This is a genomic window from Serratia sp. 2880STDY5682894, assembly GCF_001537385.1.
GTDB classification, from domain to species: Bacteria; Pseudomonadota; Gammaproteobacteria; order Enterobacterales; family Enterobacteriaceae; genus Serratia; species Serratia nevei.
The window spans coordinates 105,275-130,287 of the sequence record NZ_FCJA01000005.1 but is presented as its reverse complement, the minus strand read 5'-3'; the positions used below and the strand labels follow the sequence as shown (position 1 = coordinate 130,287).

The window sequence follows — 25,013 nt, the reverse complement described above, 5'->3', positions numbered from 1 at the left end:
GGTTACGCCCATAAAAAAAGCCGGTCACGATGACCGGCTTTTTTATCGGCTTGCGCCAGGCCGCTTACTTCAGCAGCGCCTGCGCCTTGGCCACCACGTTGTCCACGGTGAAGCCGAACTCGGCGAACAGCTGCTCCGCCGGCGCCGACTCACCGAAGGTGGTCATGCCCACGATGGCGCCGTTCAGGCCCACGTACTTGTACCAGTAGTCCGCGATACCCGCTTCCACCGCCACGCGCGCCGTTACCGCCGCCGGCAGCACCGACTCGCGGTACGCCGCATCCTGCTTGTCGAACGCGTCGGTCGACGGCATCGACACCACGCGCACCTTGCGGCCCGCCGCGGTCAGCTTGTCCGCCGCTTCCACCGTGATGCCCACTTCGGAGCCGGTGGCAATCAGGATGACGTCCGGCGTGCCCGCGCAGTCTTTCAGCACGTAGCCGCCGCGGTACACGTTCGCCAGCTGCTCTGCGGTGCGCGGCTGCTGGGTCAGGTTCTGGCGCGAGAACACCAGGGTGGTCGGGCCGTCGTTGCGCTCGATGCCGTACTGCCACGCCACCGCCGACTCCACCTGGTCGCACGGGCGCCAGGTGCTCATGTTCGGGGTCACGCGCAGGCTCGCCAGCTGCTCCACCGGCTGGTGGGTCGGGCCGTCTTCGCCCAGACCGATGGAGTCGTGGGTGTAGACGAACACGTTGCGCAGCTTCATCAGCGCCGCCATGCGCACCGCGTTGCGGGCGTATTCCACGAACATCAGGAAGGTCGCCGAGTACGGCAGGAAGCCGCCGTGCAGCGCGATGCCGTTGGTGATGGCGGTCATGCCGAACTCGCGCACGCCGTAATGAATGTAGTTGCCCGCCGGGTCAACGTTCAGCGCTTTCGAGCCGGACCACATGGTCAGGTTGCTCGGCGCCAGGTCGGCAGAGCCGCCCAGGAACTCCGGCAGCACCTTGCCGAACGCTTCCAGCGCGTTCTGCGATGCCTTGCGGCTGGCGATGTTGGCCGGGTTGGCCTGCAGTTTTTCCACGAACGCCTTGGCGTCGGCTTTCCAGTCGGCCGGCAGCTCGCCGTTCATGCGGCGCTTGAACTCGGCAGCCTGCTCCGGGAAGGCCCTGGCGTAGGCGGCGAACTTGTCGTTCCAGGCCGCTTCTTTGGCCTGACCGGCTTCCTTGGCGTCCCACTGGGCGTAGATGTCCTGCGGGATTTCAAAGGCGGCGTATTTCCAGCCCAGCGCTTCGCGGGTGGCGGCCACTTCGGCGGCGCCCAGCGCGGCGCCGTGCACGTCATGGGTGCCGGCCTTGTTCGGCGAACCGAAGCCGATAACGGTCTTGCACATCAGCAGCGACGGCTTGTCGGTCACCTTGCGGGCTTCTTCAATCGCGGCCTTGATGGCGTCCGGGTTGTGGCCGTCAACGTTGCGCACCACGTGCCAGCCGTAGGCTTCGAAACGCAGGGCGGTGTCGTCGGTGAACCAGCCGTCGACGTGGCCGTCGATGGAGATGCCGTTGTCATCGTAGAAAGCGGTCAGCTTACCGAGCTTGAGGGTACCGGCCAGAGAGCAGACTTCGTGCGAGATGCCTTCCATCATGCAGCCGTCGCCCATGAAGGCGTAGGTGTGGTGGTCAACGATGTCGTGGCCCGGGCGGTTGAACTGCGCCGCCAGGGTGCGTTCGGCGATGGCGAAGCCGACGGCGTTGGCGATGCCCTGGCCCAGCGGGCCGGTGGTGGTTTCAACGCCTGGGGTGTAGCCGTACTCCGGGTGCCCTGGGGTTTTGGAGTGCAGCTGACGGAAGTTTTCCAGCTCGCGCATCGGCAGGTCGTAGCCGGTGAGGTGCAGGAGGCTGTAAATCAACATGGAGCCGTGACCGTTGGAGAGCACGAAACGGTCGCGGTCAGCCCAGTGCGGGTTAGTCGGGTTGTGGTTGAGGTAGTCACGCCACAGGACTTCGGCGATGTCCGCCATGCCCATAGGGGCACCCGGGTGGCCGGAATTTGCTTTTTGTACGGCGTCCATGCTGAGTGCGCGGATGGCGTTGGCAAGCTCTTTACGAGAGGACATGTTTTACTCCAGGTCGGATAAAAAAAGCAGTCAAGTTCCCTATTTTCTCAGACTCCACATCACAACGGCAATCCCTAATGCCAAATGAGAGCGAGTTCACCACTTATTAGCACGATTGGACGCTTTTTCGGAATAACACTATTCTCGCCCCGTCTGACGTACACTAGGCTCTTGCGACAAGATTTCCTCCAAGCAAAATGATTCTTTTACCTTGTTACCTTCACAGGAAGATGGCGTTATGAAGATCCGTACCTCTTTGATTGCGTTGGGCATTGCCACCTTGGCAACCGGCTGTCAAAACCTGAATACCGAAACCTTGATGCAGTCCGGCGCCCAGGCATTCCAGGCGGCGACCCTGAGCAACAACGACGTTAAGGCCCTGAGTGATAAATCCTGCGCCGAGATGGACAGCAAGGCACAAATCGCGCCGGCCGACAGCACCTACGCCAAGCGTCTCAACAAAATCGCCGCGGCGCTGGGCGACAACATCAACGGCACCCCGGCCAACTACAAGGTCTACGTGACCAAAGACGTCAACGCCTGGGCAATGGCCAACGGCTGCATCCGCGTCTACAGCGGCCTGATGGACATGATGAACGACAACGAAGTGGAAGGCGTGCTGGGCCATGAAATGGGCCACGTGGCGCTGGGCCACACCCGCAAGGCGATGCAGGTGGCTTACGGCACCGTGGCGCTGCGCACCGCGGCGTCCTCCGCCGGCGGCGTCATCGGCTCGCTGTCGCAGTCGCAGCTGGCAGACATCGGCGAGAAGCTGGTCAGCGCCCAGTTCTCGCAGAAGCAGGAAAGCGAAGCGGATGATTACTCGTTCGATCTGCTGAAAAAACGCGGCATCGATCCGAACGGCCTGGCCACCAGCTTCGAGAAGCTGGCCCAGATGGAAGCCGGCCGCCAGAGCAGCCTGTTCGACGACCACCCTTCTTCCCAAGCGCGTGCGCAGCACATCCGCGATCGCATCGCGGCAGAGAAATAATCACGAAAACGCCCGGCATCGCCGGGCGTTTTTTATCGTATTAATACAGCGTTTTCTGCGGCGGCCCGGCGAAAGTCAGCGGCCCGACCTGTTTCATGTCCACCTCGACCACCGACGGCCCCGGGTAGTTGATCGCTTCGGCCAGCACGCCGTTGAACTGTGCCGCTGCGTCCACCTTCCAGGCTTTCAGCCCCATCGCTTCGGCAATCTGGGTGAACGCCGGCGTATGCAGCTCGTTGTAATACTGGCGCCCGGCGAAGTACTTGTCCTGAATGCCGCGCATCACGCCATAACCGCCGTCGTTCATGATCAGCAGGGTGATATTCACCTGTTCCTGCGCCATGGTCGCCAACTCGCCCAAGCCCAGCGCCAGACCACCATCGCCCACCAGCCCCACCACCTTGCGCTGCGGGTTGGCAATCGCGGTGCCGATGGCCATCGGCAGCCCCATACCGATGGCACCCGCCAGCGAGTGAATGTTGCACAGCGGCGAGATCGCCCGGAACAACCGGCTGCCCCAGACGCTGCCGGAAACGGTGATATCGCGTACCAACAGCCCGTCCTGCGGCAGCGCGGCGTCGATGGCGTCGTTGAGTTTGGCGTATTCACCGGACTGCTGGCGCAGCGCGCTCTCCGCCTGCTGCACCGCCCCCGCGATCTCGGCATCCCACTCGGCGTTGACCTTCTCGCCGGGGGCCAGCCGCGCCGCCAGCGCCGCCAGCAGCGCCGCACAGTCGCCGTTGATCTGTTCATCGGCCAGATAGTTGCGGTTGGCCGCCGCCGGATCGATGTCAATCTGCACCAGCGGGCGCGGCAGCGGCAGCGTCCAGGTACGGGTTTCATTGCTGCGCAGGCGCGAACCGGCCACCAGCGTCAGATCGCACTGCGTCAGGATCGCTTCGATGCTCGGTGAGTTATGGAACGCCCGCAGGCTGCGCGGATGGCTGTCCGGCAGAATGCCGCGCCCGTGGGTGCTGGAGATCACCGCCACGCCGGCGTCCGCCAGCTTGCGCACCGCGTCGCCGCAGGCCAAGGCGCCGCCGCCCAACCACAGCAGCGGACGCTTGGCCTGTTTCAGCCGCTGATGCAGCCGTTCCACCGCCGCATCGTCCGCCTTCGGCAGCGGCGCCGGCGCCAACGGCTCGGTCAGCACCGAACGGGGAACCAGGCTGCTTTGAATATCGATCGGGATCTCGACCGCCACCGGGCCGCAGGGCACGGTTTGCGCATCCAGGATCGCCCGTTCGATCACCGCCACCGCCTGCTCCGGCGAATTGACCCGGTAAGCGCGCTTGGAGCAGGCGCGCAGGAAGCCGAGCTGATCGCGGGTTTCATGAATAAAACCGGCGTCGGCGTCCAGATAGGCTTTTTCCACCTGGCCGGTGATATGCAGCAGCGGCGTGTTGGCATTGAGCGCCTCAATCATCGCCCCCACCGCGTTGCCGGCGCCGGCGCCGGTGCTGGTCAACGCTACGCCCAGGCCGGAGAAACGCCCGTGCGCGTCGGCCATGGTGACCGCCCCCGCTTCGCCGCGCGCCGGCACGAAGCGAATTTTATCGCGCTGCCCCACCGCATCGGCGATCGGCAGATTATGAATCGAAATGATGCCGTACATCGCCGACACCGCATACTGTTCCAGAGTCCGGGCTATCGCCTCGCCAACCGTGATTTTATCGCTCATCATCTGCCTTCTTAGGGTATTCGTTATTAGGGTTATGCGTAGAGGTGTCGGCCTAGTCGCTCCAGCGGTTCACCTGATGGCTCAGCGCCAGATACACGCTTTTCTGCTGCATGTAGGCCTTGATGCCGTTCAGGCCCTTTTCGCGGCCCAGCCCGCTTTCCTTGAAACCGCCGAACGGCGTGGAAATCGAGAACGTTTTGTAGGTATTGACCCAGACGGTGCCGGTTTCCAGCCGCTCCGCCAGCGCCATCGCGCGAGGGAAGTCGCGGCTCCAGATGCCGGCCGCCAGGCCGTACACCGAGTCATTGGCCTGTTCGATCAGCTGTTGCTCATCGTCAAACGGCAGCGCCACCAGCACCGGGCCGAAGATCTCTTCCTGGCAGACGCGGGCGTCGTTGTTCAAGCCTTCAATAATGGTCGGCAGGTAATAGCTACCGCTCGCCAGCTGCGGATCGGCCGGCGCTTCGCCGCCGATGATCACCCGGCCGCCCTCCTGCCGCGCCAGCGCCACGTAGTCCGCCACGCTTTGCCGATGTTTGGCGCTGATCAGCGGGCCGAGATGCACGCCCGGCACCAGCGGGTTGCCGATGCGCAGCCCCGCCGTCAGTTCGGTCAAACGCGCCAGCAGCGGCTGATACAGCGAACGATGCACGAACAGCCGCGAACCGGCGATGCACGCCTGGCCGGCGGAGCTGAAAATGCCGTAGCAGATGCCGCGCGCCGCCTGCTCCAGATCGGCGTCCTCCAGCACGATGGTCGGCGATTTGCCGCCCAATTCCAGCGAAGTGGGGATCAGCTTGTCGGCGGCGATGTGCGCCAAATGGCGCCCGGTGCTGGTCCCGCCGGTAAAGGAGATCTTTTTCACCAGCGGATGGCGCGCCAACGCCTCGCCGATCACCGAACCTTTGCCCGGCAACACGCTGAGCAGCCCAGCCGGCAGGCCCGCCTGTTCGAACAGCTCGGCCAGCTTCAGCGCCATTAGCGGCGTGGCTTCGGCCGGTTTGAGCACCACCGCGTTGCCCGCCGCCAGCGCCGGCGCCACCTTCTGCATTTCGCTGGCGATCGGCGAGTTCCACGGCGTAATGGCGGCGATCACCCCCATCGGTTGATACTGGCTTATCGTCATCACCTCGGCGCTGCGCGGGGTCGGCAGCTCGCCTTCCAACACCTCGCAGGCGGCCGCGAAGTAGCGCGCGGTCGCCGCCGCGCTGGCCACCAGCCCGCGGGTTTCCGCCAGCGGCTTGCCGTTGTCGCGGGTCTGCAGCTCGGCCAACTGTTCCTGCTGCGCCAGAATCAGGTTGCTGACGCGGTAGAGGATCGAGGCGCGTTGGTGCGGCACCAGCCCACGCCATTCCGGCGCGCGCCAGGCGCGTTCCGCTGCTTCCACCGCCTCGTTCACGTCCTCGACGTTCGCGGCACGCAGCCGCGCGTTGACGCTGCCGTCGGCCGGGAATACCGAAGCCATCTCTTCGCCACGCCCTTCACGCCAGCGCCCGGCGACAAAAATATTCAATCGTTCCATGCTCCGCTCCTGCCGTTCAGGCAATAAAACCGCCGTCCACCAGACGGCGACAGGCTTGTACCGCGCTCAGCGCCGCCAGGGTTGATGTTTTGGGATTGCTCGCCAGCGGGGTGCCGCTCAGCTCGATGTGAAATTCGCCAAAGTCGCCGCACACCTGCAGACGATGGGTATTGCGCCGGGTGGCGGGATCGACCTGCAGGCGTACCCGGGTGGCGTCCATCCCCAGGCCGTTGAGCGCAATGGTGGCCGCCACGTTGGCATTGGCCGGGAACAAACGCGCCGCTTCGCGCGCCGACCCTTCAAAAAATACCTGCGCTTCGCTCACCGCATTGAGGTCGATCAGCTGCTCCGCCGGGCTGCCGCGCCAGCTGGCCGGGCTTTTGCTGGCCTGATAGGTCACGCTCTCCAGCCCGCCTTCGCGCGCCGACGCCAGCCCATCCATCCCCGCCACCGCACCGGACAACACGATCAACTGCCCGTGATGGCGGCGGCAAACCTGCTGCAGCCGCTGTTGCAATGCGGCGTCCGCCAGCGCGCCGGTCGAGATCAGCGCCAGCGGCCAACCGCGCTGCAGAACCGCTTCGCCGAACTCCGCCACCGCCTGCTGGCTGGCGCACTCCAGCACCAGATCCGGCCGCTGCAAACACTGCTCGGGATGGGTCAACGCCTGCACCCGCCCGCCAAAGGCCTCGGCGATCGCCGCATGATGAGCCGCGCGCGCCAGGATCCAACCGACCTCCACGCCTTCCGGCAAACGGGCGATCACTTCCTTCGCCATCGCGCCGTAGCCAATCATCATGATCTTCTTCATCTTTATCGGCCCCTGCTACACATGGCGGTTAAAGCCGCCGGATACGTCCAGCGCCGCGCCGGTGGTAAAGGAAGCCAGCGGCGAAGCGAGGAACAGCAGCGCCTGCGCCGGCTCCTGCGGCTTGCCGAGGCGCTTCATCGGGATGCCGCGGCGTTCGGCGATCGCCGCCGTCCACTGCTCCCAGCTTTGATCTTTATCGCTGCGCTCGTCGAAACGGCGGCGCCATTGGCCCGACTCCACCATCCCCAGCAAGATCGAGTTAACGCGAATGCCTTTGCCCACCAGCTCTTTCGACAGCGTCAGCGTCATGTTGAGCAGCGCGGCGCGCGCCGCCGAGGTGGCGATCATGTGTTCTTCCGGCTGCAGCGCCAGCAGCGAGTTCACGCAAGTGATCGACGCGATCGTCGACCGTTCCAGCGCCGGTAAGAACGCCTGCACCGGGTTGATCACGCCGAACAGCTTCAGCTCGGCCTCATGCAGCCAGGCTTCGCGCGGCGTTTGGTCAAAATGGGCGACGAAGCCCTGACCGGCGTTGTTGATCAGCAGATCCACGCCGCCGAAATGCGCCGTCACCTGGTCAGCGAACTGCGCCACCTGCTGCGCGTCCAGTACGTCGCAGCGCAGCGCCAGGATCTCCGCCTGCGGAAACTCCGCACGCAGGCTGGCTGCTGCGCCGGCCAGTTTGTCCGGATCGCGGCCGCAGAACGCCACCTTCGCCCCTTCGGCCAGCAGCAGTTTCAGGGTTTCGAAACCGATGCCCGACGAGCCGCCGGTTACCACCGCCACCCGATTCTCAAGCTGAAAATTCATCGTTGGATTGCTCCCGTAAAGTCCCGCAGATAGCGGTTGAAACACGCCGGCGCGTCGAGGTAGCTGGCATGGCCGGCGGCGGCGATCAAACGCAGCGTCGCGTCCTGCTCACGCGCCAGCTCGGCCGCCTTCTCCGGCGGCGTAATGCGATCCTGTTCACCGCACCAGACTTCCAGAGGGCCGCGATAGCGCGCCAGATAGCGGCCGATATCGTCGTTGGCCAGCATCCAGGCGGCGCTCAGAAAACCGTCGGGATCGAGCTGCTGCATGCCGTTGCGCACCCAGGCGATATCCTGCGGATCCGCCCCTTCACGCAGCAAGGCCGCCGCCCGCTGCTCGCCATAGCCCACCGGCCCCAGCGTCTCTATCATCTGTTGGCGCTGGCCGTACACCTGCCGACGTTTTTCCTCCGGCGCCGTGGCATAGCCCTGCGCCGGATCCGCCAACACCAATCCACATAACCCGTCCGGATAGCCGGCGGCATAGGCGCTGCCGATCAGCGCCCCCAGCGAATGGCCGACGATCAGCGGCTGCGCCAGCTGCAGCTCATCAATCAGCGCCGCCAACGCCGCCGCATAACCGGCGGCATCGGCCTGAGGATCCGCCAACGGCAGGCTGCCGCCGTAGCCCGGCGCATCCCACGCCAACAGACGGTGGCCGTCCGTCAGGCCGCTATCGTTGAGCTGCTTGATCCACGAGGCCGATCCGGAGCTGATGCCGTGCAGCAATACCACCGGCCGCCCCTGCCCGGCCTCGCGCCAGCTCAGGGTATACGCCCCGTAGCGCGCCCGTTGGCGTTGCGCCAGGCCGTTCATCAGTTGCGCTTCACTTTGGACAGCGGGTGATCCGCCGGATAGGTCGGGATCTCCGGTTTGGCGGTGCCGAGCATCACGCACATCAGCGCCTCTTCCTCGCCGTGGTTGAACAGGCCGCGATACACCCCCGCCGGCACCGAGATCAGATCGCGCTCTTTCAGCCGGGTTTCGTAATACTCTTCCCCATCCTGAATCATCAGCGTGATGCTGCCTTTCAGCATGAAGAACACTTCTTCCACGTCGTCGTGCAGGTGCAGCGGGCCCTCGCACTTCGACGGCAGCACCATGGTGGAGAAGGTGAAATTGCCCGCCGGAATGGTGTTGGCGTCGCTGGCCACGCCGGTAGCGCCGGTACCGATGTAGCGCATCTGCGCACGGCGGTATTTCGGGTCAAAGTCGGCCTGGAACTTCAGCGCGTTCCAGTCGTATTTACGGCCTTCGAAACGGGCGATGCGCGACTCCACCCAATTTTCCATCGACAGATCCTGCGGCTTGACGCCGGCTTTGTTCTCAACCTGAGACATGTTGTCACTCCTCTGTTGAATCGATTGATTAATCAGTACTTTCTCAGCAACGGCAGCAGAATGAGGCAGCCGACGAAAGCCATCACCACCAGGAACAGCAGGCCGTTATCCATATTGCCGGTGGCGGCGATCAACGCCCCCATCAGCACCGGCGCCAACGCGCCGGCAAAATTGCCCAACCCGTTGAAGATACCGCCGGCGGTAGCGCTGACCTTGCTGCTGGTCGCCTTCGCCAACAGCGCGAAAATATTCGGCGCGCCGGCGCCCCACATAAAGGTGCTGAAGGCCATGGCGGCGATCACGCTGTAGGTGCCCTGCAGGTGCAGCACCACCGCCAGACCGAGGCCGGCACCGCACAGCGACAGGAAGCAGGCCAGCGCGCGCCGATCCAGCTTGTCCGACAGCCAGGCGCCCAGCACTTCGCCGAGCAGCATGGCGATGAACGGCAGCGAAGAGAGATAACCGGCATGCTCCAGATGAATGCCTTTCCCCTTGATCAGGTAGCTCGGCAACCAGCCGTTCATGCCCCACAGGTAGGTCAGGAAGGCGATGTTGAACAGGCAGATCATCCAAAAGTGCGGGCTGCGCAGCAGCTCGCGGCGATGCTGTTGGCGTTCCGACACCGCCGGCTTGGTCGCCGCCGCCGGGCGCGCGACGTTCAGGTGGCGCATGCCGAACAGCACCAGCAACATCACCGGCAACGTCAGAAACGCCATAAAGAAGAAGGTGGCCTGCCAGTCGAAGGTATTGAGGATGTACAGGGTGACCGGGAAGCCAAGCGCGGCGCCCAGCGGCGTGCCGAGCAGCCACAGCATGGTGGCGCGCGCCTGCAGCTGCGGCGGGAAGGCCTGACGAATAATGGCGTAGGCCATCGGCAGCAGCGGCCCTTCGGCGATACCGAGCAGAATGCGCAGCGTCATCATGGCGTGATAGGAACGCACCATCCCCATCAACACCATCAGCACGCCCCACACCACCATCATGCCAATCAATACCTTGACCGGATTAAGCCGATCGCCGATGCCGCTGAGCAGCATCGAGGAAATGCCGTAGGAGAACAGAAACGCGCTCATCAGCAAGCCCAGCCGCGCCGGGTCAAAACCGATCCCTAACGCCTGCTGGAACTCGCTATCGGAAAACAGCGCCGCGATGCTGATCTTGTCGAAAAACGCCAACAGCACGCAGGCAAACAGCGCGATCGGCACCGACCAGCGCACCCGCTGCTGCGGATTTTCGGCAACGGCTTCCCCCGCCCGTCCAGCGCGGGCGTCAATGTCTTGCGTAGTCATAAAACGCTCCCGAGGTTCGGGCGTTATTTCAACGCCATCAAAGAAAACTCCGCATCCGCCAACTGCTGCGGATCCAGCACCCGGCCGCTCGCCAACCAACGCTTGCCGAGCTTGATGGTGCGCGCGTCGTTGAACGCCACCATCTGCACCAGCTGCCGATCGGCGTTCAGCGTGAAGAACACCTGCGACTGCGGCGTGCGGCGCACCACATGGTGCACGCCGCCACTCGGCACGCCGAGGATCTGGATATTAGCGTCGTATTGATCCGACCAAAGCCAGGCCACGTCGTCATACGGGGCGGCGAAGGCGTCGAGCATCGCACAGGCGGTGCTGATGGCCTGATTTTGTGCGTAGGCCCAGGACTGCAGGCACAGGCCAAGCGTCGGGTGGCGCGCCACATCGCCGGCGGCGAAGATCGCCGGATGGCTGGTGCGCCCCTGGCCGTCGACCACGATGCCGGAGTCGATCGCCAGCCCGGCGCTGCGCGCCAGTTCGAGATTCAGCTCGACGCCGATCCCCACCACCACCAGATCGAAGGCCTGCGGATCGCTGACTTCGCTGCCGATCCAGGCGGTGCCGTCGCGATCTTCCAGCGAGATCTCGCCGCAGCCGCACAGCACCGTGACGCCCTGCTGGCGATGCAGTTCGAGCAACGCCTGTGAGACGTCGGCGCCGACGCTGCGCATGCACAGCGCAGGCTGGCGTTCAAACACCGTCACCTCGGCGCCGAGACGGCGCGCGGAAGCGGCGATCTCCAGCCCGATCCAACCGCCGCCGACGATCGCCAGGCGACGGCAGCCCTGCAGGCCCTGCCGCAACCGGGCCGCATCGTCCCAGGAACGCAGCGTCATCACGCGCGGGTGCTGCGCCCAGGCGGCGCTCGGCACACGCGGCCGCCCGCCGGTGGCGATCAGCAACTGCTCGAACTGCAGCCGTTGCCCGTCGCTGAGCGTGACGATTTGCTGTTCTGCATCGATGGACTCGGCGCGCAGCGGGCGACGCCAGTCGATATTCAGCTCCGCCACCGCCTGTTCGCTGAACAGCCGGCTGAGGGGAGCCGCGGCATCCAGCAGCGCCGCTTTCGACAGCGGCGGCCGCTCGTAAAAATCGTAGGGTTCGTCGCTGACAACCGTCAGCCGGCCGCTGTAACCGCGATCGCGCAGCGTCTTGGCCGCCCAGCCGCCGGCCTGGCCGCCGCCGACGATGACGATGCCCGCGTGTTCCGGCCGGTTCATAACGCCTCCGCCTTTTTATGCTGGCGGCGCGTGTCGTGATCGATGCCGCCCTCTACCGCCCATTCGGTGAAGGAGACCAATGAATGCTCCAGCTCGCGCGGCTGCCAGTTTTCCGTCAGATAATCGTCGTTGGTGTAGTACTCGAACGCGCCGCCGGTCGGGCTGTTGACGTACCAGAAATAGGCCGAGGAGATCGGGTGGCGGCCGGGGCCGATAAAGGTGCTCCACTTCTCTTTGTTCATGGCGATGCCGCCGCCGATCACTTCGTGGATATCGCGCACGGTGAACGCCACGTGGTTCAGGCCCCGTGGGCGGTTCGGCAGCTTCAGCAGGAACAGGTTATGGTGGCCGCCGCGCGCCTGGGTGCGCAGGAAGACGGCGCGATCGATATAGCGATCGGAAACCTGGAAATCCAACAGCTCGCGATAGAAACGCTCGGTCGCCGCCAGGTCCTCAACGAAGAACACCACGTGGCCAATGTTGATCGGCTGCGCCTGCGAATAAACCGGGCTGGGTTGATCGATGCGGCGCACGTCGCCCCATTGGTTGATCGGCGTGACCGGCACCTCGACCGCCTGCTGGCGGCTGACGACGAAGCGCAGCGTCATGCCGTTGGGATCGAGGCATTCCAGCTCTTCTCCCACCTGACGGAAGCCGGGCATCAGCGCCAAACGCGGCTGCAGGCGCGCCAGATCGGCAGGCGAGGCCACGCCCCAAGTCATGCGGCGCAGGGTAGAACCGCCTTCAAACGCCGCAGGCAGAGCCGCGCTTTGCAACGGGTGCAGGACAACCCGCGCCCCGCTCAGGGTAGTGAATTCGCGCTGCGGTTCGCCCCAATGTTGCGTGGCGGGCTGCAGGCCGAAGTCTTGCATGAATTTTTCGCAGATTGGCAGATCTTCGACGCCAAATTCCAGTTTTTCGATTCCGATTACGCTCATTGTTCAGCCTCACGTTCTCGCTGCATACGGTTTTCAGGCATGAGTGAACCCCGGCCCCTGTTTGCTACGGGCCTTATCCCTGCCTGAGTAAAAGAGTCGGTCCTGTCGGTTAGCCGACGTTGGCCTGCGGCGGCGCGCCGAGGAAGCCGGAAATTTTCTCCGCCGCGTCGCGCACTTCCATGCGCAGCCGCTCGCGATCCGCTTTCGGGATCTCATCGGACGGCACCATGATGCTGACCACCGCCTCGACCCGCTGCTCGCGGTTGAAGATCGGGTAGACGATCGAGGAGATGCCGTGGCGGAAGAACGATTCGCCGATCACATAGCCGCGCGCTTTGTCTTGTTGCACCATCTGCCACAGCGTTTCGCGATCCGCCGGGGTGCCCGGCGCATTGCCCGGCAGCTGCGCGTCCGGATAAAGTTGTTCGAACTCGCTGCGGGTGGCGCTGGTCAACAGCATGCGACCCAGAGAGGTTTGGTGCACCGGCAAACGGGTGCCGACGCTGACCTGATTGATCTGCGAACCGGCGGCGCTGACGCGGGCGATGTAAATAACGTCGCGCCCGTCTCGGATCGCCAGATGGCTGCTGCACTGGCTGCGATCGCGCAGCTGCTCAATCACCGGCTGGCCGGCCTGCGCCACGTCCAGCGACGCGATGTATTCGAAGCCGAGGCGCAGCACCTTGATGCCGAGCGCAAAGGTGTTGGTGCGCGGATTGCGCTCCAAAAAGCCCAGGTGCTCGAGCGTCTGCACCACCCGGTAAGCGGTGGCCTTCGGCATATCGACCAGGCGATGCAACTCGGCGAAAGTCATTTCCTTATGCTGCTCGCCAAACGCCAGCAGCAACTGCAACCCGCGATCCAGTCCCGGGATCAGATATTTACATGCTTGCTCGTCCGCCATCTCTCGCTCCTGCGCTGTGCGCCTGCCCTGCGGGCCTCAGTTGAATACGAAGCCGCCGTTGACCGGTAGCAGTTGGCCGGTGACGAAATCCGCCAGCGACGACAGCAGATAAAGCACCGTACCGTTCACATCGTCCGGATGCTGCGCCCCGGCCAGCGCGCGCCCCTGCTCGTACAGCTGATGGCGCTCGGCGGGCACATACTCGGTGGCTTCCACCCGCGTCAGGCCCGGTGCGATGGCGTTGACGCAGATCCCCTGCGGGCCCAGTTCGCGCGCCATCGATCGGGTCATCGCGATCAACGCGCCTTTGCTGGCGACATAGGCCATCAGGCGCGGCGCGCCCCACAGCGCGGTATCCGACGCCACGTTGACGATCTTGGCGTGCGGGTTGCGTGCCAGCAGCGGCACCGCCGCCTGGCTCACCAGCCAGGTGCCGCGCACGTTGACCTGCATCACCCGATCCCACAGGTCGATATCGTATTCCATCATGGTTTTGCCGCCGACGCCGGTCGCCAGCGCCGCGTTGTTCACGAGGCCGTCGATCCCGCCGCCTGCGGCGATCTTTTCGAACGCCGAGCGGATCGAATCCGGTGACGCCAGATCGATCGTCTGCGTTTCCACCTGAGCGCCCTGCTCGCGCAGCGCGGCACCGCTCGCCGCCAGCTCATCCGCCAGAATGTCGCACATCACCACCTGCGCGCCGGCAGCGGCGATGGCGGCAGCGAAGCTGTAACCCAGGCCGCGCGCCGCCCCGGTGACCACGATGCGTTTACCGTTCAGCAGGCCGTTCACTGCGCCGCCTCCCGCTCGCGCAACGTCGCCAGCTGTTTCTGCGCCTCTTTCTGCATCATCCGGCGCAGGCGAGAAAGACCGACGTCGTGCTGGTACAGGTATTCGCGGCCGCGGGCGTTAGGCGCCATGTTCTCAAGCACGATGCGATCCTGCTCGAGCACGTCCCAATGCAATGATTCCAGGCGGTTGCGGTACATGAAGCGCCACATGTCACGCTGCCAGTCTTTGACCTTACGGATGCGCCAGAAGAAGACCCGGCAGTGATCCTTGTCTTCCGGCACCACCATGCCGATGATCCAGAAGTGGCCACCTGGCCCGAAGCGCTTCTTGTATGGGATCGACAGGCGCATCCAATAGGCGCCGCTGCTGCCGAACTCCACCCAGTCGAAGTTGACGCCGATCTGGCCGTTCTTCTTGAAGATAAACCCGCTGTCGGTCGGTTCCAGCCCCATATCCGCCTTGCGATCCCCTTCCGCCATCGAGTGAGAGGAAGAGTGCAGGTAGGTGCCGTGCATCGGATCCATCACGTTTTCCAATGCGTATTGGTAGTTGCAGTTCCAGCTGGCGGTGCACAGGAAGTTGCTGTACGAGGCTTCGTCCGCCAGTTCTTGCGGGAAAGTCAGCGCCGCCGGCGCTTCATCCGCCGTCACGCCGAAATAGAGGAACACCGCGCCATAGGCTTCTTTGGCCGGGTAAGACCGCAGGCATTTTTGCCCCACCAGCGGGCAGCGATCCACTGCCGGCACATCTTTCACCGTCCCGTCGCCGCCGACCTCTACCCCGTGGTACCAGCAGGCGATGCGATCGCCGAGGTTCCACCCCATGGAAAGCCGCGCGCCGCGGTGCGGGCAGCGGTCTTCCAGCGCGTGGATCTGGCCTTCGCCGTCGCGCCACACCACGATTTGCTGCTCTAGGCGGGTGATGCCGACCGGGTTGTTGCCCACTTCCCAGCTGGCCAGCACCGGATACCACATGCCGCGCAACCCCTGGTCAAGATAGTCCTGCAGGCTCTGTTCGGAGGATGTTGTGTTTGCTGTCATTGTCTTCTCCCGGAGGTGGCTCAGAAACCGTTAACGTGAAGGAATTCGCGGAACGTCGCCTCATTCCACGGTTGGCCGCTGCGATCGAACAGGCGGCGCTGATTCAGCGCGCTGACGATCTGCTCCAGCTCTTCCGCGCCCTGATCGAAGATCGTTTCCAGCGCCGCCACCAGGGCGGTTTCGAAACCGTCCGGCACACGGGCGCGGTTTTGCCAGATGACATTGCGGAACTGGCCCGGCTGATGGATTTGACCGTTGCCGCCTTCGCGGGCCGGCGTCACCTGTTGGGTGTCCGGCAGCCAGGGATTGAAATCGGTGATGTGCTGCATGATTACTCCTCCGCGATAAAGGTGATCTGGATTTGGTTGTCGACCACCCGGGTGGGATAGGTTTGCAGATCGCGGCCGCCCGGCTCGCGCAGACACTGGCCGGTGCGCACGTCAAACAGCGCTTCGTGCAGCGGGCACTCAACCTTGCCGTCGTCTACAAACCCCTGGCTGAGCAAGGCATAAGCATGCGGGCAAACGTCTTCCAGCGCGTAGTAGTTACCGTCGAGCAGGTACACCCCGATCTCTTTTCCTTCCACTTTGCCGGAGAAAGGAAAATCTTCTTTCACCTGAGACACTTCGCACACATTCTTCCAGCTCATTGCTTTTGTCCTCTATCTGATTGTTTCATATATGAAACTCAGTTTCTTATTTAATACAGCCACTATAGGTCTGGCGAAACTTTCGTCAAGCGAGCGGAACGGCAAATGTTAATGAAAGGTTGTTTAAAAATGACAAATGCGGGAAGGATCACGAAATCATGCACCGATATGAAAAACCTATGTCAGTTGTGCGCTCTCCCGCTAATTTATGGCAAAAAATGCGTTGATTCCGACGACGCATTGCGCGTAAAAGTGTTTTCTCACTGTCTTTCACACCCTATTTGATAACAATAAATTTACATCAATCAGCCTCATCCCCCGCGTTTGCGCGCCATGGCATCCGCGGGTGAGTTTGCTGCTGCCTGAATTCGTCAACCGCTCGCATTGAGGAACGCAACGTGCAACAACGTCAACGCTGGTTTGGGGTGATCGCCCTGCTGTTTCTGATCGTTATCGCCTATGCGGATCGGGTCAATATCGCCGTGATGTTGGTCAATCCCGACTTCCTGCAACACTTCCAACTCGGCGGCGACCGCGCCCACCAGGGCACGCTGATGACGGTGTTTTTGCTCGGCTACGGCCTGTCCGCCATGTTGCTGACGCCGTTTCTGGAAACGCTGATGGGTTACCGCCGCGCACTGACGCTGAGCGTGGTGCTGTGGGCGCTGCTCACCGCCGCCTCGCCGCTGGCGGGATCGCTGATGCTGCTGTGCGTGGTGCGCGCGCTGCTTGGCGTCAGCGAGGGGCCGCTGTTCTCGCTGAAGACCATGTACATCAGCGATCATTTCGCCGCCGACGAGCGCGGCAAGCCCAACGCGATCAGCGCGCTGGGCGTTTCATTGGGGCTGGTGCTCGGCTTTCCGCTGGTGAGTTTTCTGATGGCGCACTTCGGCTGGGCGATGTCGTTTCACCTGCTGGCGCTGCTCAACCTGCTGCTGGGGCTGGCGCTGGTGCGGCTGTTCGTTCATCCCCTCGCCCTGTCTTCACCCTCGCGCTCTGCCGATCCACAACCGGTGCTGAGCCGCGTCTGGCACACCTTTACGCTGGCCTGGCGCACGCCGATGCTTGGCTGGATCCTGCTGATCGAGATCGCTACGCTCAGCTATCTGTGGGGCTCCAGCTCCTGGTTGCCGGCGTATCTGACCGATGAAAAGGGGTTCTCCATCAAGCAGATGGGCTGGATGGCCGCGCTGCCTTTCATCGTCAGCATCGCCTCCAAATACCTCGGCGGCGTGTTGCTCGATCGTATCCGCCCTTATCAAGCGCCGCTGATCTTCGTCTGCGGCGGCGCAGCGACCGCGCTGTGTATCTATGGCGTGATGAACAGCCATCAGCTTGGCTGGATCGCCTTCTTCCTGCTGGCGGCCAATGCCTGTTGGGGCGCGCAGGGCGCGGCGATCCCTACCCTGCTGCAACATTATGCGCGGCCGGAGGCGGTCGGCAGCGCCTATGGGCTGATCAACGGCATCGGCAATCTGTTTTCGGCGTTTGTGCCGATGGCGATGGGCATGGTGATGGCCAGCCAAGGTAAGGTGTCTTCAGGCTTTGCGGTGCTGATCGCCTCGCAGCTGCTGACATTGCTGGCGGGCGGCGCACTGTTTGGCCGCATGTTGCTGGCGCGGCAGGTGAAACGGGCATAGACCCGTTTCCCTGTCCCGTGCGGCGGAAAACCGACAGCGTTGAGAGGGTGCTCATGGATCTGGACGCCAACAATCAGCAGACGGGGGACATCCCCCGTCGCCGGGTTGCCTTACCGTTCGGATTCGTAAGCCAAAATGGCCGCAACCTCCGTGTTGCCCGATCGGATCCGCAGCTCACACAGCGTGCTGCGAGTTATCCATGCCAGTGATATTACCGTGGCACAAATAACCACCAATTTTAACAGGCTCCGTTTGTTCGGCATCATGCCTTCTTCTCCTTGCCTCGCGGCGGGTAAGAGGCTAACTTAACGTTGTCTGGCGTTAGAGTTGGCCTCGGGTTGATGGATATCGACTCGGGGCTTTTCTCTTTGTACCTTTCACGCAGGCTCCAGATACAAAGATCCAGAGCACCCGCGCGCAGTATATTCATCCTCTCCGTTGTCCCGTGTCCTTATTCTCTGACTCAGTTTCATTTCTGCGCAGGATTGCGCAAAGGCGTTGCAACAGGCTGAAAATCGCAGCGCGGATGGCGACAAATGAAATAAAAAAAGCGGCCCCATACGATGGGAGCCGCTTTTTCAGCGAGGCGTGGCCTGGCGTCAGGCGTGTTTCTTCGCCGCCTGCAGGTACAGCATCTCCAAGCCCAGGGTCGCCGCGGCCAGCGCGGTGATCTCGGACTGGTCATAGGCCGGCGCCACTTCTACCACGTCCATGCCGACGATGTTCAGCGACTGCATGCCGCGCACCAGTTTCAGCGCACGATCGGAAGTCAGACCGCCGATCACCGGCGTGCCGGTGCCCGGTGCGAACGCCGGATCCAGGCAGTCGATGTCGAAGGTCAGGTACACCGGCATATCGCCGACGATGCCTTTGATCTGGGTCAGCAGGTCGTCCACGCTGCGATCGTTCACCTGCGCGGCATCCAGCACGGTAAAGCCGTTGTCATGATCGAACTCGGTGCGAATACCGATCTGCACCGAGTGGTGCGGATCGATCAGGCCTTCGTTCGGGGCATGGTAGAACATGGTGCCGTGGTCGAACTTGCTGCCGTTGGCGTAGGTATCGGTATGGGCGTCGAAGTGTACCAGCGCCAGCTTGCCGAAATGCTTGGCGTGCGCGCGCAGCAGCGGCAGGGTCACGAAGTGGTCGCCGCCGAACGAGAGCATACGCTTACCGGCCTTCAGCAGTTTCTCCGCGTGCGCCTGCAGCTTGTCGCTCATGTCCTGCGCATCGCCGAAATTGAACACGATGTCGCCGCAGTCAACCACGTTCAGCCGATCGCGCAGATCGAAGCTCCACGGCCAACGGTTGCCTTCCCAGGCCAGGTTGGTAGATACCTGACGAATAGCCGCCGGGCCGTGACGGCCACCGGCGCGACCGGAGGTCGCCATGTCAAACGGAATGCCGGTGATGACCCACTCTGCATCGCTGTCGTAAGGCATGAAGTTCAGCGGAAAGCGCAGGAAACCAAAGGCGTTGGACACTAATGAATTATCGGACTGATGGCCTAAGGTGCTCATAGTAAACCCTCGTAGTTCAACAAGTTGCCGGGCGCAGGCGCCGGGCCGTTACAAAAAAAAATCCCTCCCGCGTCGTTAGCCCGACGAGAAAGGGATTGATACCCTAGATAATTGGAGTTGCATCAAGACGGCCAGAGCGGGAATCCCTAGGAGCTTACTCAAGTAAGTAACTGGGGTGAACGCACGCAGCCAACACAGAGGCAACTTCAAGTATGACGGGTAATTCGATGTTTGTTTCGGTGCTACCGATACGGCAGATTATGGCCGCATTTCATCCATGCTTCAAGGGGGCCGACATCGCCCCCCTGAAGAGAGCGGTTACTCGTCTTCCAGATACGTGTAGCCGTACAGGCCGGCCTCAAACTCTTCCAGGAACTGCGCCTGCAGCTCGCTGTCCAGATCGGTTTCTTTGACCTGATCGCGGAATTTGGCCAGCAGCGCACTCGGATCGAGCTGCACGTACTCCAACATGTCCGCGACGGTGTCGCCCTCGTCGGACAGTTCGGTCTCGACGCTGCCGTCCGGGAACACATACACGTCAACCGAGGCGGTGTCGCCGAACAGGTTGTGCATGTTGCCGAGGATCTCCTGGTACGCACCGACCATGAAGAAGCCCAGCGCCGGCGGGTTCTCCGGATCGTACGGCGGCATCGGCATGGTGGTCGCCACGCCGTCGCCGTCGACATAGTGGTCGATGGTGCCATCGGAGTCGCAGGTGATGTCGAGCAGCACCGCGCGGCCTTCCGGTGGCTTATCCAGCCCTTCCAGCGGCAGCACCGGGAACAGCTGATCGATACCCCAGGCATCCGGCATCGACTGGAACAGCGAGAAGTTGACGTAGAACTTGTCCGCCATGCGTTCTTGCAGTTCGTCGATGATCGGACGGTGTGCGCGGTTGCTCGGATCGAGCTGCTGCTGGATCTTGTTGCAGATGTTCAGATACAGCTGCTCGGCCCAGGCACGCTTGGTCAGATCCAACATGCCGTGCGCGTATTGGGTATGCACGTCGTGCAGATCCATCTGGCTGTCGTGCAGCCATTCGCGCAGCGAGCGGCGGTTCTCCGGCTCGTTCATTTCCAGCCAGGTTTCCCACATGCTTTCCAGCGCGCGCGGCGCGTCGGCTTCCGGCGGCAGCGGTTCGCTGAACTCGTTGCGCTCTACGCCGATCACGTTGGAGACCAGCACCGTGTGGTGCGCGGTCACGGCGCGGCCGGACTCGGTGATCACCGTCGGGTGCGGCAGGCCGTGTTCGTTACAGGCATCGCCGATGCCCCAAATCACGTTGTTGGCATATTCGTTCAGGCCGTAGTTCACCGAGCAGTCGGACTGCGAGCGGGTGCCTTCGTAGTCGACGCCCAAGCCACCGCCCACGTCGAAGCACTGAATGTTGACGCCCAGCTTGTGCAGTTCAACGTAGAAACGCGCCGATTCGCGCACGCCGGTGGCGATATCGCGAATGTTGGCCAGCTGCGAACCCAGATGGAAGTGCAGCAGTTGCAGGCTGTCGAGACGGCCCGCTTCGCGCAGGGTCTCTACCAGCTTCAGCACCTGCACCGCCGCCAGGCCGAACTTGGATTTTTCGCCGCCGCTCGACTGCCATTTGCCGGAGCCCTGCGAAGCCAGACGCGCACGCACGCCCAGGCGTGGTATGACGTTCAACCGTTCGGCTTCTTCCAGCACCAGGTTGATCTCGGACATCTTCTCGATCACCAGGTACACCTTGTGCCCCAGTTTTTCCCCGATCAGCGCCAGGCGAATGTATTCACGATCTTTATAGCCGTTACAGACGATCACCGAGCGGGTCATGCCGGCATGCGCCAGCACCGCCATCAGCTCGGCCTTGGAGCCGGCTTCCAGCCCCAGCGGTTCCCCGGAGTTCACCAGCGACTCAATCACGCGGCGATGTTGGTTTACCTTGATCGGATACACCAGGAAATAGCCGCCCTGGTAACCGAAGGACTCACGCGCGCGTTTGAACGCGGCGTTGATCGAACGCAAGCGATGCTGGAGGATCTGCGGGAAGCAGAACAGCGCAGGCAAACGCTGCCCGTCTTGCTGGCGCGTTTTCACCAGTTCTGCCAGATCGACGCGCGCCTGCGGGACATCCGGGTCCGGGCACACGCTGATATGGCCCAGCTCGTTGACGTCATAGTAATTGTTGCCCCAGTAGGCGACGTTATAAGTGCGCAGCATCTTGCTGGCATTACGATCATTCATGGCAACCTCCTGCATGGAGCGCAAAGATAAAGACTCGCCCGCAACCGGCGGGCGGTGAATCAACAGATCATCAGACATGGTTCGCCTCACATTCCGCACTGACGAAACCGTCAGCCACTATCGCAGCTACAACCCGCGAGAACAACCCAACAAGCCGCGCTGACGGCAGCGAAGAGAACTGCCGTTCGCGGTCAGCGATCGGTTTATCACTCATATAATTGTAAGACACCCTGTTCAAACCTCGTGAATCGGGCCAAGAAACATCCCACAGGAAGGCTGCAGGCTACCCTTGTTCAGTTCTTCAGACGACCGTTAGCCGGCCCGAGAATCCTGAGTAGCGGCCAAGTGTTTATCGCACCTGGTAAGTGACAGAGAGACAAGACGGGAAATAGCAGAAGAATGTGCGCCAGAACGGCACTGCTGTTGGGAACCAACAACCGGTAGACAACGGATCATTAATCCAACCACCTCCACGCGCGCCGTTCGGAGTGAACGACCCAGCCTCTAAAATAGTGTAAGAACGTGACCGTTCGATGAAGCGGCGGCGCTCACGGCGAACGCCTGCGACGGATAATAGCGCAACGCCGGCGAATGCAAAGCGGAAGTTTATCGCACCTTCCCCACCGCCAATCGCCGTACTGTGCAGCAAATGAACCGCGCGCGCAGTTTATACCGGTAAGCAGGTGAAAAAGCAAAATGAAAATTCGCCGAAAACTGTTTCAAGCGATGAAAATGGCGCCAACCCGTTTGCGCAAAAGAGCGAAAGCGCAAAAAATTACTGGCAATCTGGCTAAACCCTGACCTAAAATAGACGTCCAGATGTTAATCCATCTATACTGGTTAACTGATAAACTGCTTAACGGCTTTGCCTGAGGGGCGTTGCAGGATGCATCTCGCGCCATCAGCGGAAGACCCTTCGCTTTGATGCCGGATCTCCAGCGCTGTGCAGTAATTTCTAACCCGTCTTATGCAAGGTAAAGAACACAATGGCTAAACACCTCTTCACGTCCGAATCCGTCTCCGAAGGACATCCCGATAAAATCGCCGATCAGATCTCCGATGCCGTCCTCGACGCCATCCTGGAACAGGATCCGAAAGCGCGCGTCGCCTGCGAAACCTACGTGAAAACCGGCATGGTGCTGGTCGGCGGTGAAATCACCACCAGCGCCTGGGTCGATATCGAAGAGATCACCCGCAAAACCGTACGCGAAATCGGCTACGTTCATTCGGACATGGGCTTTGACGCCAACTCCTGCGCAGTATTGAGCGCCATCGGCAAACAATCCCCGGATATCAATCAGGGCGTTGACCGTACCGATCCTCTCGAGCAGGGCGCCGGCGATCAGGGCTTGATGTTTGGCTACGCCACCAACGAAACCGACGTGCTGATGCCGGCTCCGGTGACCTACGCACACCGTCTGGTGCAGCGTCAGTCCGAAGTGCGCAAAAACGGCACCCTGCCGTGGCTGCGTCCGGACGCGAAGAGCCAGGTAACCTTCCAGTACGACGACGGCAAAATCGTCGGCATCGACGCCGTGGTGCTGTCCACTCAGCATTCCGAAGACATCGCGCTGAAAGATCTGCAAGAAGCGGTGATGGAAGAGATCATTAAACCGGTCCTGCCGGCGGAATGGCTGACGGCGGGCACCAAATACCACATCAACCCGACCGGCCGTTTCGTTATCGGCGGCCCGATGGGCGACTGCGGTCTGACCGGCCGTAAGATCATCGTCGACACCTACGGCGGCATGGCGCGCCACGGCGGCGGCGCCTTCTCCGGTAAGGATCCGTCCAAGGTTGACCGTTCCGCGGCTTACGCGGCGCGCTACGTGGCGAAAAACATCGTCGCCGCCGGCCTGGCCGATCGCTGCGAGATCCAGGTGTCTTACGCTATCGGCGTAGCGGAACCGACCTCCATCATGGTGGAAACCTTCGGTACCGAGAAAGTGCCAACCGAACAGCTGACGCTGCTGGTGCGCGAATTCTTCGATCTGCGCCCATACGGCCTGATCCAGATGATGGATCTGCTGCAGCCGATTTACCGCGAAACCGCTGCCTACGGCCACTTCGGCCGCGAGCACTTCCCGTGGGAAGCGACCGACAAAGCCGCGCTGCTGCGCGATGCCGCCGGCCTGAAATAAGCCCCGACATCAACATGAAAACGGCGAGCCTGGGCTCGCCGTTTTTTTTAAGCGGATGGGTGCTCCCGGATCAACGCAGCGACTTGCCGGCAAGCGGAGGCCAAGCCCCCGCTGCCGGGTTGCCTTACCGTTCGGATTCGTAAGCCAAAATGGCCGCAACCTCCGTAGTGCCCGATCGGATCCGCAGCTCACACAGCGTGCTGCGAGTTATCCATGCCAGTGATATTACCGTGGCACAAATAACCACCAATTTTAACAGGCTCCGTTTGTTCGGCATCATGCCTTCTTCTCCTTGCCTCGCGGCGGGTAAGAGGCTAACTTAACGTTGTCACGCGTTAGAGTAGGCCTCGGGTTGATGGATATCGACTCGGGGCTTTTCTCTTTATCTCTTTCGCACGGGCTCCAGAGACAAAGATCCAGAGCACCCGCCCGCAGTATATTCATCTCACCACCACGCCACGTGTTCCTTTTCGCACGCAATATCGTTTTTGCGCAACCGCTCGCAGTGCCTTGCAACACCCTGAAAAATAAAAAAAGGCTCAGCGACGCTGAGCCTTTGAGGGCAGAAAAAGCACGGCGAGACGCCGATTACGACGTCTGCTTACGCAACAGATAAACGAAGTACGGCGCACCGATAAAGGTCGCCAACAACCCGGCGGGGATCTGGTACGGGAACAGCAGCATCCGCCCGCACCAGTCGGCAAACACCATCAGCAAGCCGCCCAGCAGCGCGGCGATCACCATCTGCGGCAGCGCACGGCGGAAGCCCAGCATGCGCGCCATATGCGGTGCCATCAGCCCGACAAAGCTCAACGGCCCTACGGTCAGGGTCGCCATGGCGGTCAGCACGGCGGCCAATAAAAGAATGGTCAACCGCGCCGGCGTCAGCGCAATGCCCACCGAACGGGCGGTGGCGCCGCCGAGCGGCAGGATGGTCAACCAACGGCGGCACAACGGCGCCAATACCATCAGGCCGGCGGCCACCAGCGCGGTACGCAGCGCCTGCGCCGGCTCCACCGAATAGGTCGAGCCGGAGAGCCAGGTCAGCAAGCCCCCCATACGCGGATCGCCGCTGGCCAACAGCAGGAAGATGACGGTGGTAAAGGCGGTGCTGAGCGCGATACCGGCGAGCAGCATACGTTCCGTCGAGAAACCGCCGCGACCTGCGGCGATCATGATGATAAGTAGCGTCGCGGCCGCCCCCAGGCTGCCGGCGGGCAGCAGCCAAACGAAGGCGTCGCCCGGCACCATAAACAGCATCATCACGACGCCAAAAGCGGCGCCGGAGCTGATGCCCAACACTTCTGGGCTGGCCATCGGGTTGCCGGTCAGCTTCTGAATCAGCGTGCCAGCGACCGCCAGCATCATGCCCGCCGCCAGCGCCGACAGCACCCGCGGCCAGCGCCACGGCAGCAAGGAGTCCAGTTCCGCCCCC

23 protein-coding genes are annotated in these 25,013 nt (G+C 62.4%); 3 read left to right on the top strand and 20 right to left on the bottom strand.

Going from position 1 to position 25,013, the window contains the following annotated elements; translation table 11 throughout:
- Positions 1–64: 64 nt before the first annotated feature.
- Entirely contained in the window at positions 65–2,059 is a 1,995-nt protein-coding gene (tkt, locus tag AWX27_RS13245; protein WP_041036605.1) for a transketolase, read from the bottom strand.
- Positions 2,060–2,297: 238 nt separating this feature from the next.
- Here tkt and AWX27_RS13240 point away from each other — a divergent pair, with 238 nt between their 5' ends.
- Entirely contained in the window at positions 2,298–3,050 is a 753-nt protein-coding gene (locus AWX27_RS13240) for a metalloprotease LoiP (protein WP_019456034.1), read from the top strand.
- 40 nt (positions 3,051–3,090) lie between these two features.
- Here AWX27_RS13240 and AWX27_RS13235 read toward each other — a convergent pair whose 3' ends face one another.
- From AWX27_RS13235 to AWX27_RS13170, 14 genes are all read right to left on the bottom strand, one after another.
- Complete coding sequence (locus tag AWX27_RS13235; protein WP_060422714.1) at positions 3,091–4,731, bottom strand: thiamine pyrophosphate-binding protein; 1,641 nt, start codon at positions 4,729–4,731, stop codon at positions 3,091–3,093.
- Between the two features lie 52 nt (positions 4,732–4,783).
- The gene (locus AWX27_RS13230) at positions 4,784–6,253 is read right to left on the bottom strand and encodes an aldehyde dehydrogenase (RefSeq protein ID WP_047570600.1); all 1,470 of its coding nucleotides are present in this window, start codon (positions 6,251–6,253) and stop codon (positions 4,784–4,786) included.
- A gap of 16 nt (positions 6,254–6,269) precedes the next feature.
- A complete protein-coding gene (locus AWX27_RS13225; protein ID WP_060422711.1) occupies positions 6,270–7,064 on the bottom strand; it encodes an aspartate dehydrogenase in 795 nt (264 codons plus the stop codon).
- A gap of 15 nt (positions 7,065–7,079) precedes the next feature.
- Complete coding sequence (locus AWX27_RS13220; protein WP_047570596.1) at positions 7,080–7,874, bottom strand: SDR family oxidoreductase; 795 nt, start codon at positions 7,872–7,874, stop codon at positions 7,080–7,082.
- Positions 7,871–8,689 carry an alpha/beta fold hydrolase gene (locus AWX27_RS13215; protein ID WP_060422709.1) on the bottom strand — a complete coding sequence of 273 codons (819 nt, stop codon included), beginning with the start codon at positions 8,687–8,689 and terminating at the stop codon, positions 7,871–7,873. Before AWX27_RS13215 ends, AWX27_RS13220 begins: the two co-directional genes overlap by 4 nt.
- Positions 8,689–9,213 (bottom strand): cupin domain-containing protein, encoded by a 525-nt coding sequence (locus tag AWX27_RS13210; protein WP_004937634.1) that lies wholly within the window; start codon positions 9,211–9,213, stop codon positions 8,689–8,691. Before AWX27_RS13210 ends, AWX27_RS13215 begins: the two co-directional genes overlap by 1 nt.
- A gap of 32 nt (positions 9,214–9,245) precedes the next feature.
- Complete coding sequence (locus AWX27_RS13205) at positions 9,246–10,502, bottom strand: MFS transporter (RefSeq protein WP_038874278.1); 1,257 nt, start codon at positions 10,500–10,502, stop codon at positions 9,246–9,248.
- A gap of 23 nt (positions 10,503–10,525) precedes the next feature.
- Entirely contained in the window at positions 10,526–11,737 is a 1,212-nt protein-coding gene (locus tag AWX27_RS13200) for an NAD(P)/FAD-dependent oxidoreductase (RefSeq protein ID WP_060422706.1), read from the bottom strand.
- On the bottom strand, positions 11,734–12,675 hold the full coding sequence (locus AWX27_RS13195) for a VOC family protein (protein WP_060422704.1): 942 nt from the start codon (positions 12,673–12,675) through the stop codon (positions 11,734–11,736). Before AWX27_RS13195 ends, AWX27_RS13200 begins: the two co-directional genes overlap by 4 nt.
- Before the next feature lie 109 nt (positions 12,676–12,784).
- Positions 12,785–13,579: an IclR family transcriptional regulator gene (locus tag AWX27_RS13190; protein ID WP_004937625.1), complete on the bottom strand. Its 795-nt coding sequence runs from the start codon at positions 13,577–13,579 to the stop codon at positions 12,785–12,787.
- Positions 13,580–13,615: 36 nt separating this feature from the next.
- Positions 13,616–14,371 (bottom strand): SDR family oxidoreductase, encoded by a 756-nt coding sequence (locus AWX27_RS13185; RefSeq protein ID WP_047729877.1) that lies wholly within the window; start codon positions 14,369–14,371, stop codon positions 13,616–13,618.
- Positions 14,368–15,411 (bottom strand): aromatic ring-hydroxylating oxygenase subunit alpha, encoded by a 1,044-nt coding sequence (locus AWX27_RS13180; RefSeq protein ID WP_060422701.1) that lies wholly within the window; start codon positions 15,409–15,411, stop codon positions 14,368–14,370. Before AWX27_RS13180 ends, AWX27_RS13185 begins: the two co-directional genes overlap by 4 nt.
- A 20-nt stretch (positions 15,412–15,431) precedes the next feature.
- Positions 15,432–15,740, bottom strand: a complete 309-nt coding sequence (locus tag AWX27_RS13175; protein WP_004937617.1) for a recombinase-like helix-turn-helix domain-containing protein — start codon at positions 15,738–15,740, stop codon at positions 15,432–15,434.
- Positions 15,741–15,742: 2 nt separating this feature from the next.
- Positions 15,743–16,060: a non-heme iron oxygenase ferredoxin subunit gene (locus AWX27_RS13170; protein ID WP_004937614.1), complete on the bottom strand. Its 318-nt coding sequence runs from the start codon at positions 16,058–16,060 to the stop codon at positions 15,743–15,745.
- A 398-nt stretch (positions 16,061–16,458) separates the two neighbouring features.
- Between AWX27_RS13170 and AWX27_RS13165 the strand changes: the two genes are divergently transcribed.
- On the top strand, positions 16,459–17,700 hold the full coding sequence (locus AWX27_RS13165; RefSeq protein ID WP_060422698.1) for an MFS transporter: 1,242 nt from the start codon (positions 16,459–16,461) through the stop codon (positions 17,698–17,700).
- Between the two features lie 110 nt (positions 17,701–17,810).
- Here the strand turns inward: AWX27_RS13165 and AWX27_RS13160 are convergent, their stop codons facing one another.
- From AWX27_RS13160 to speA, 3 genes are all read right to left on the bottom strand, one after another.
- Entirely contained in the window at positions 17,811–17,963 is a 153-nt protein-coding gene (locus AWX27_RS13160) for a Hok/Gef family protein (RefSeq protein WP_033638576.1), read from the bottom strand.
- 336 nt (positions 17,964–18,299) lie between these two features.
- Positions 18,300–19,220: an agmatinase gene (gene speB / locus AWX27_RS13155; RefSeq protein ID WP_004937606.1), complete on the bottom strand. Its 921-nt coding sequence runs from the start codon at positions 19,218–19,220 to the stop codon at positions 18,300–18,302.
- A 318-nt stretch (positions 19,221–19,538) separates the two neighbouring features.
- Entirely contained in the window at positions 19,539–21,515 is a 1,977-nt protein-coding gene (speA, locus tag AWX27_RS13150) for a biosynthetic arginine decarboxylase (RefSeq protein ID WP_055311965.1), read from the bottom strand.
- Between the two features lie 908 nt (positions 21,516–22,423).
- Between speA and metK the strand changes: the two genes are divergently transcribed.
- Positions 22,424–23,578 (top strand): methionine adenosyltransferase, encoded by a 1,155-nt coding sequence (gene metK / locus AWX27_RS13145; RefSeq protein WP_033654692.1) that lies wholly within the window; start codon positions 22,424–22,426, stop codon positions 23,576–23,578.
- Between the two features lie 124 nt (positions 23,579–23,702).
- Here the strand turns inward: metK and AWX27_RS13140 are convergent, their stop codons facing one another.
- Both AWX27_RS13140 and AWX27_RS13135 read right to left on the bottom strand, forming a co-directional pair.
- Positions 23,703–23,855, bottom strand: coding sequence for a Hok/Gef family protein (locus tag AWX27_RS13140; RefSeq protein WP_004937610.1), 153 nt, complete (start codon positions 23,853–23,855; stop codon positions 23,703–23,705).
- A gap of 311 nt (positions 23,856–24,166) precedes the next feature.
- On the bottom strand, positions 24,167–25,013 hold an 847-nt coding region (locus AWX27_RS13135), incomplete at its 5' end, for an iron ABC transporter permease (protein WP_156428563.1).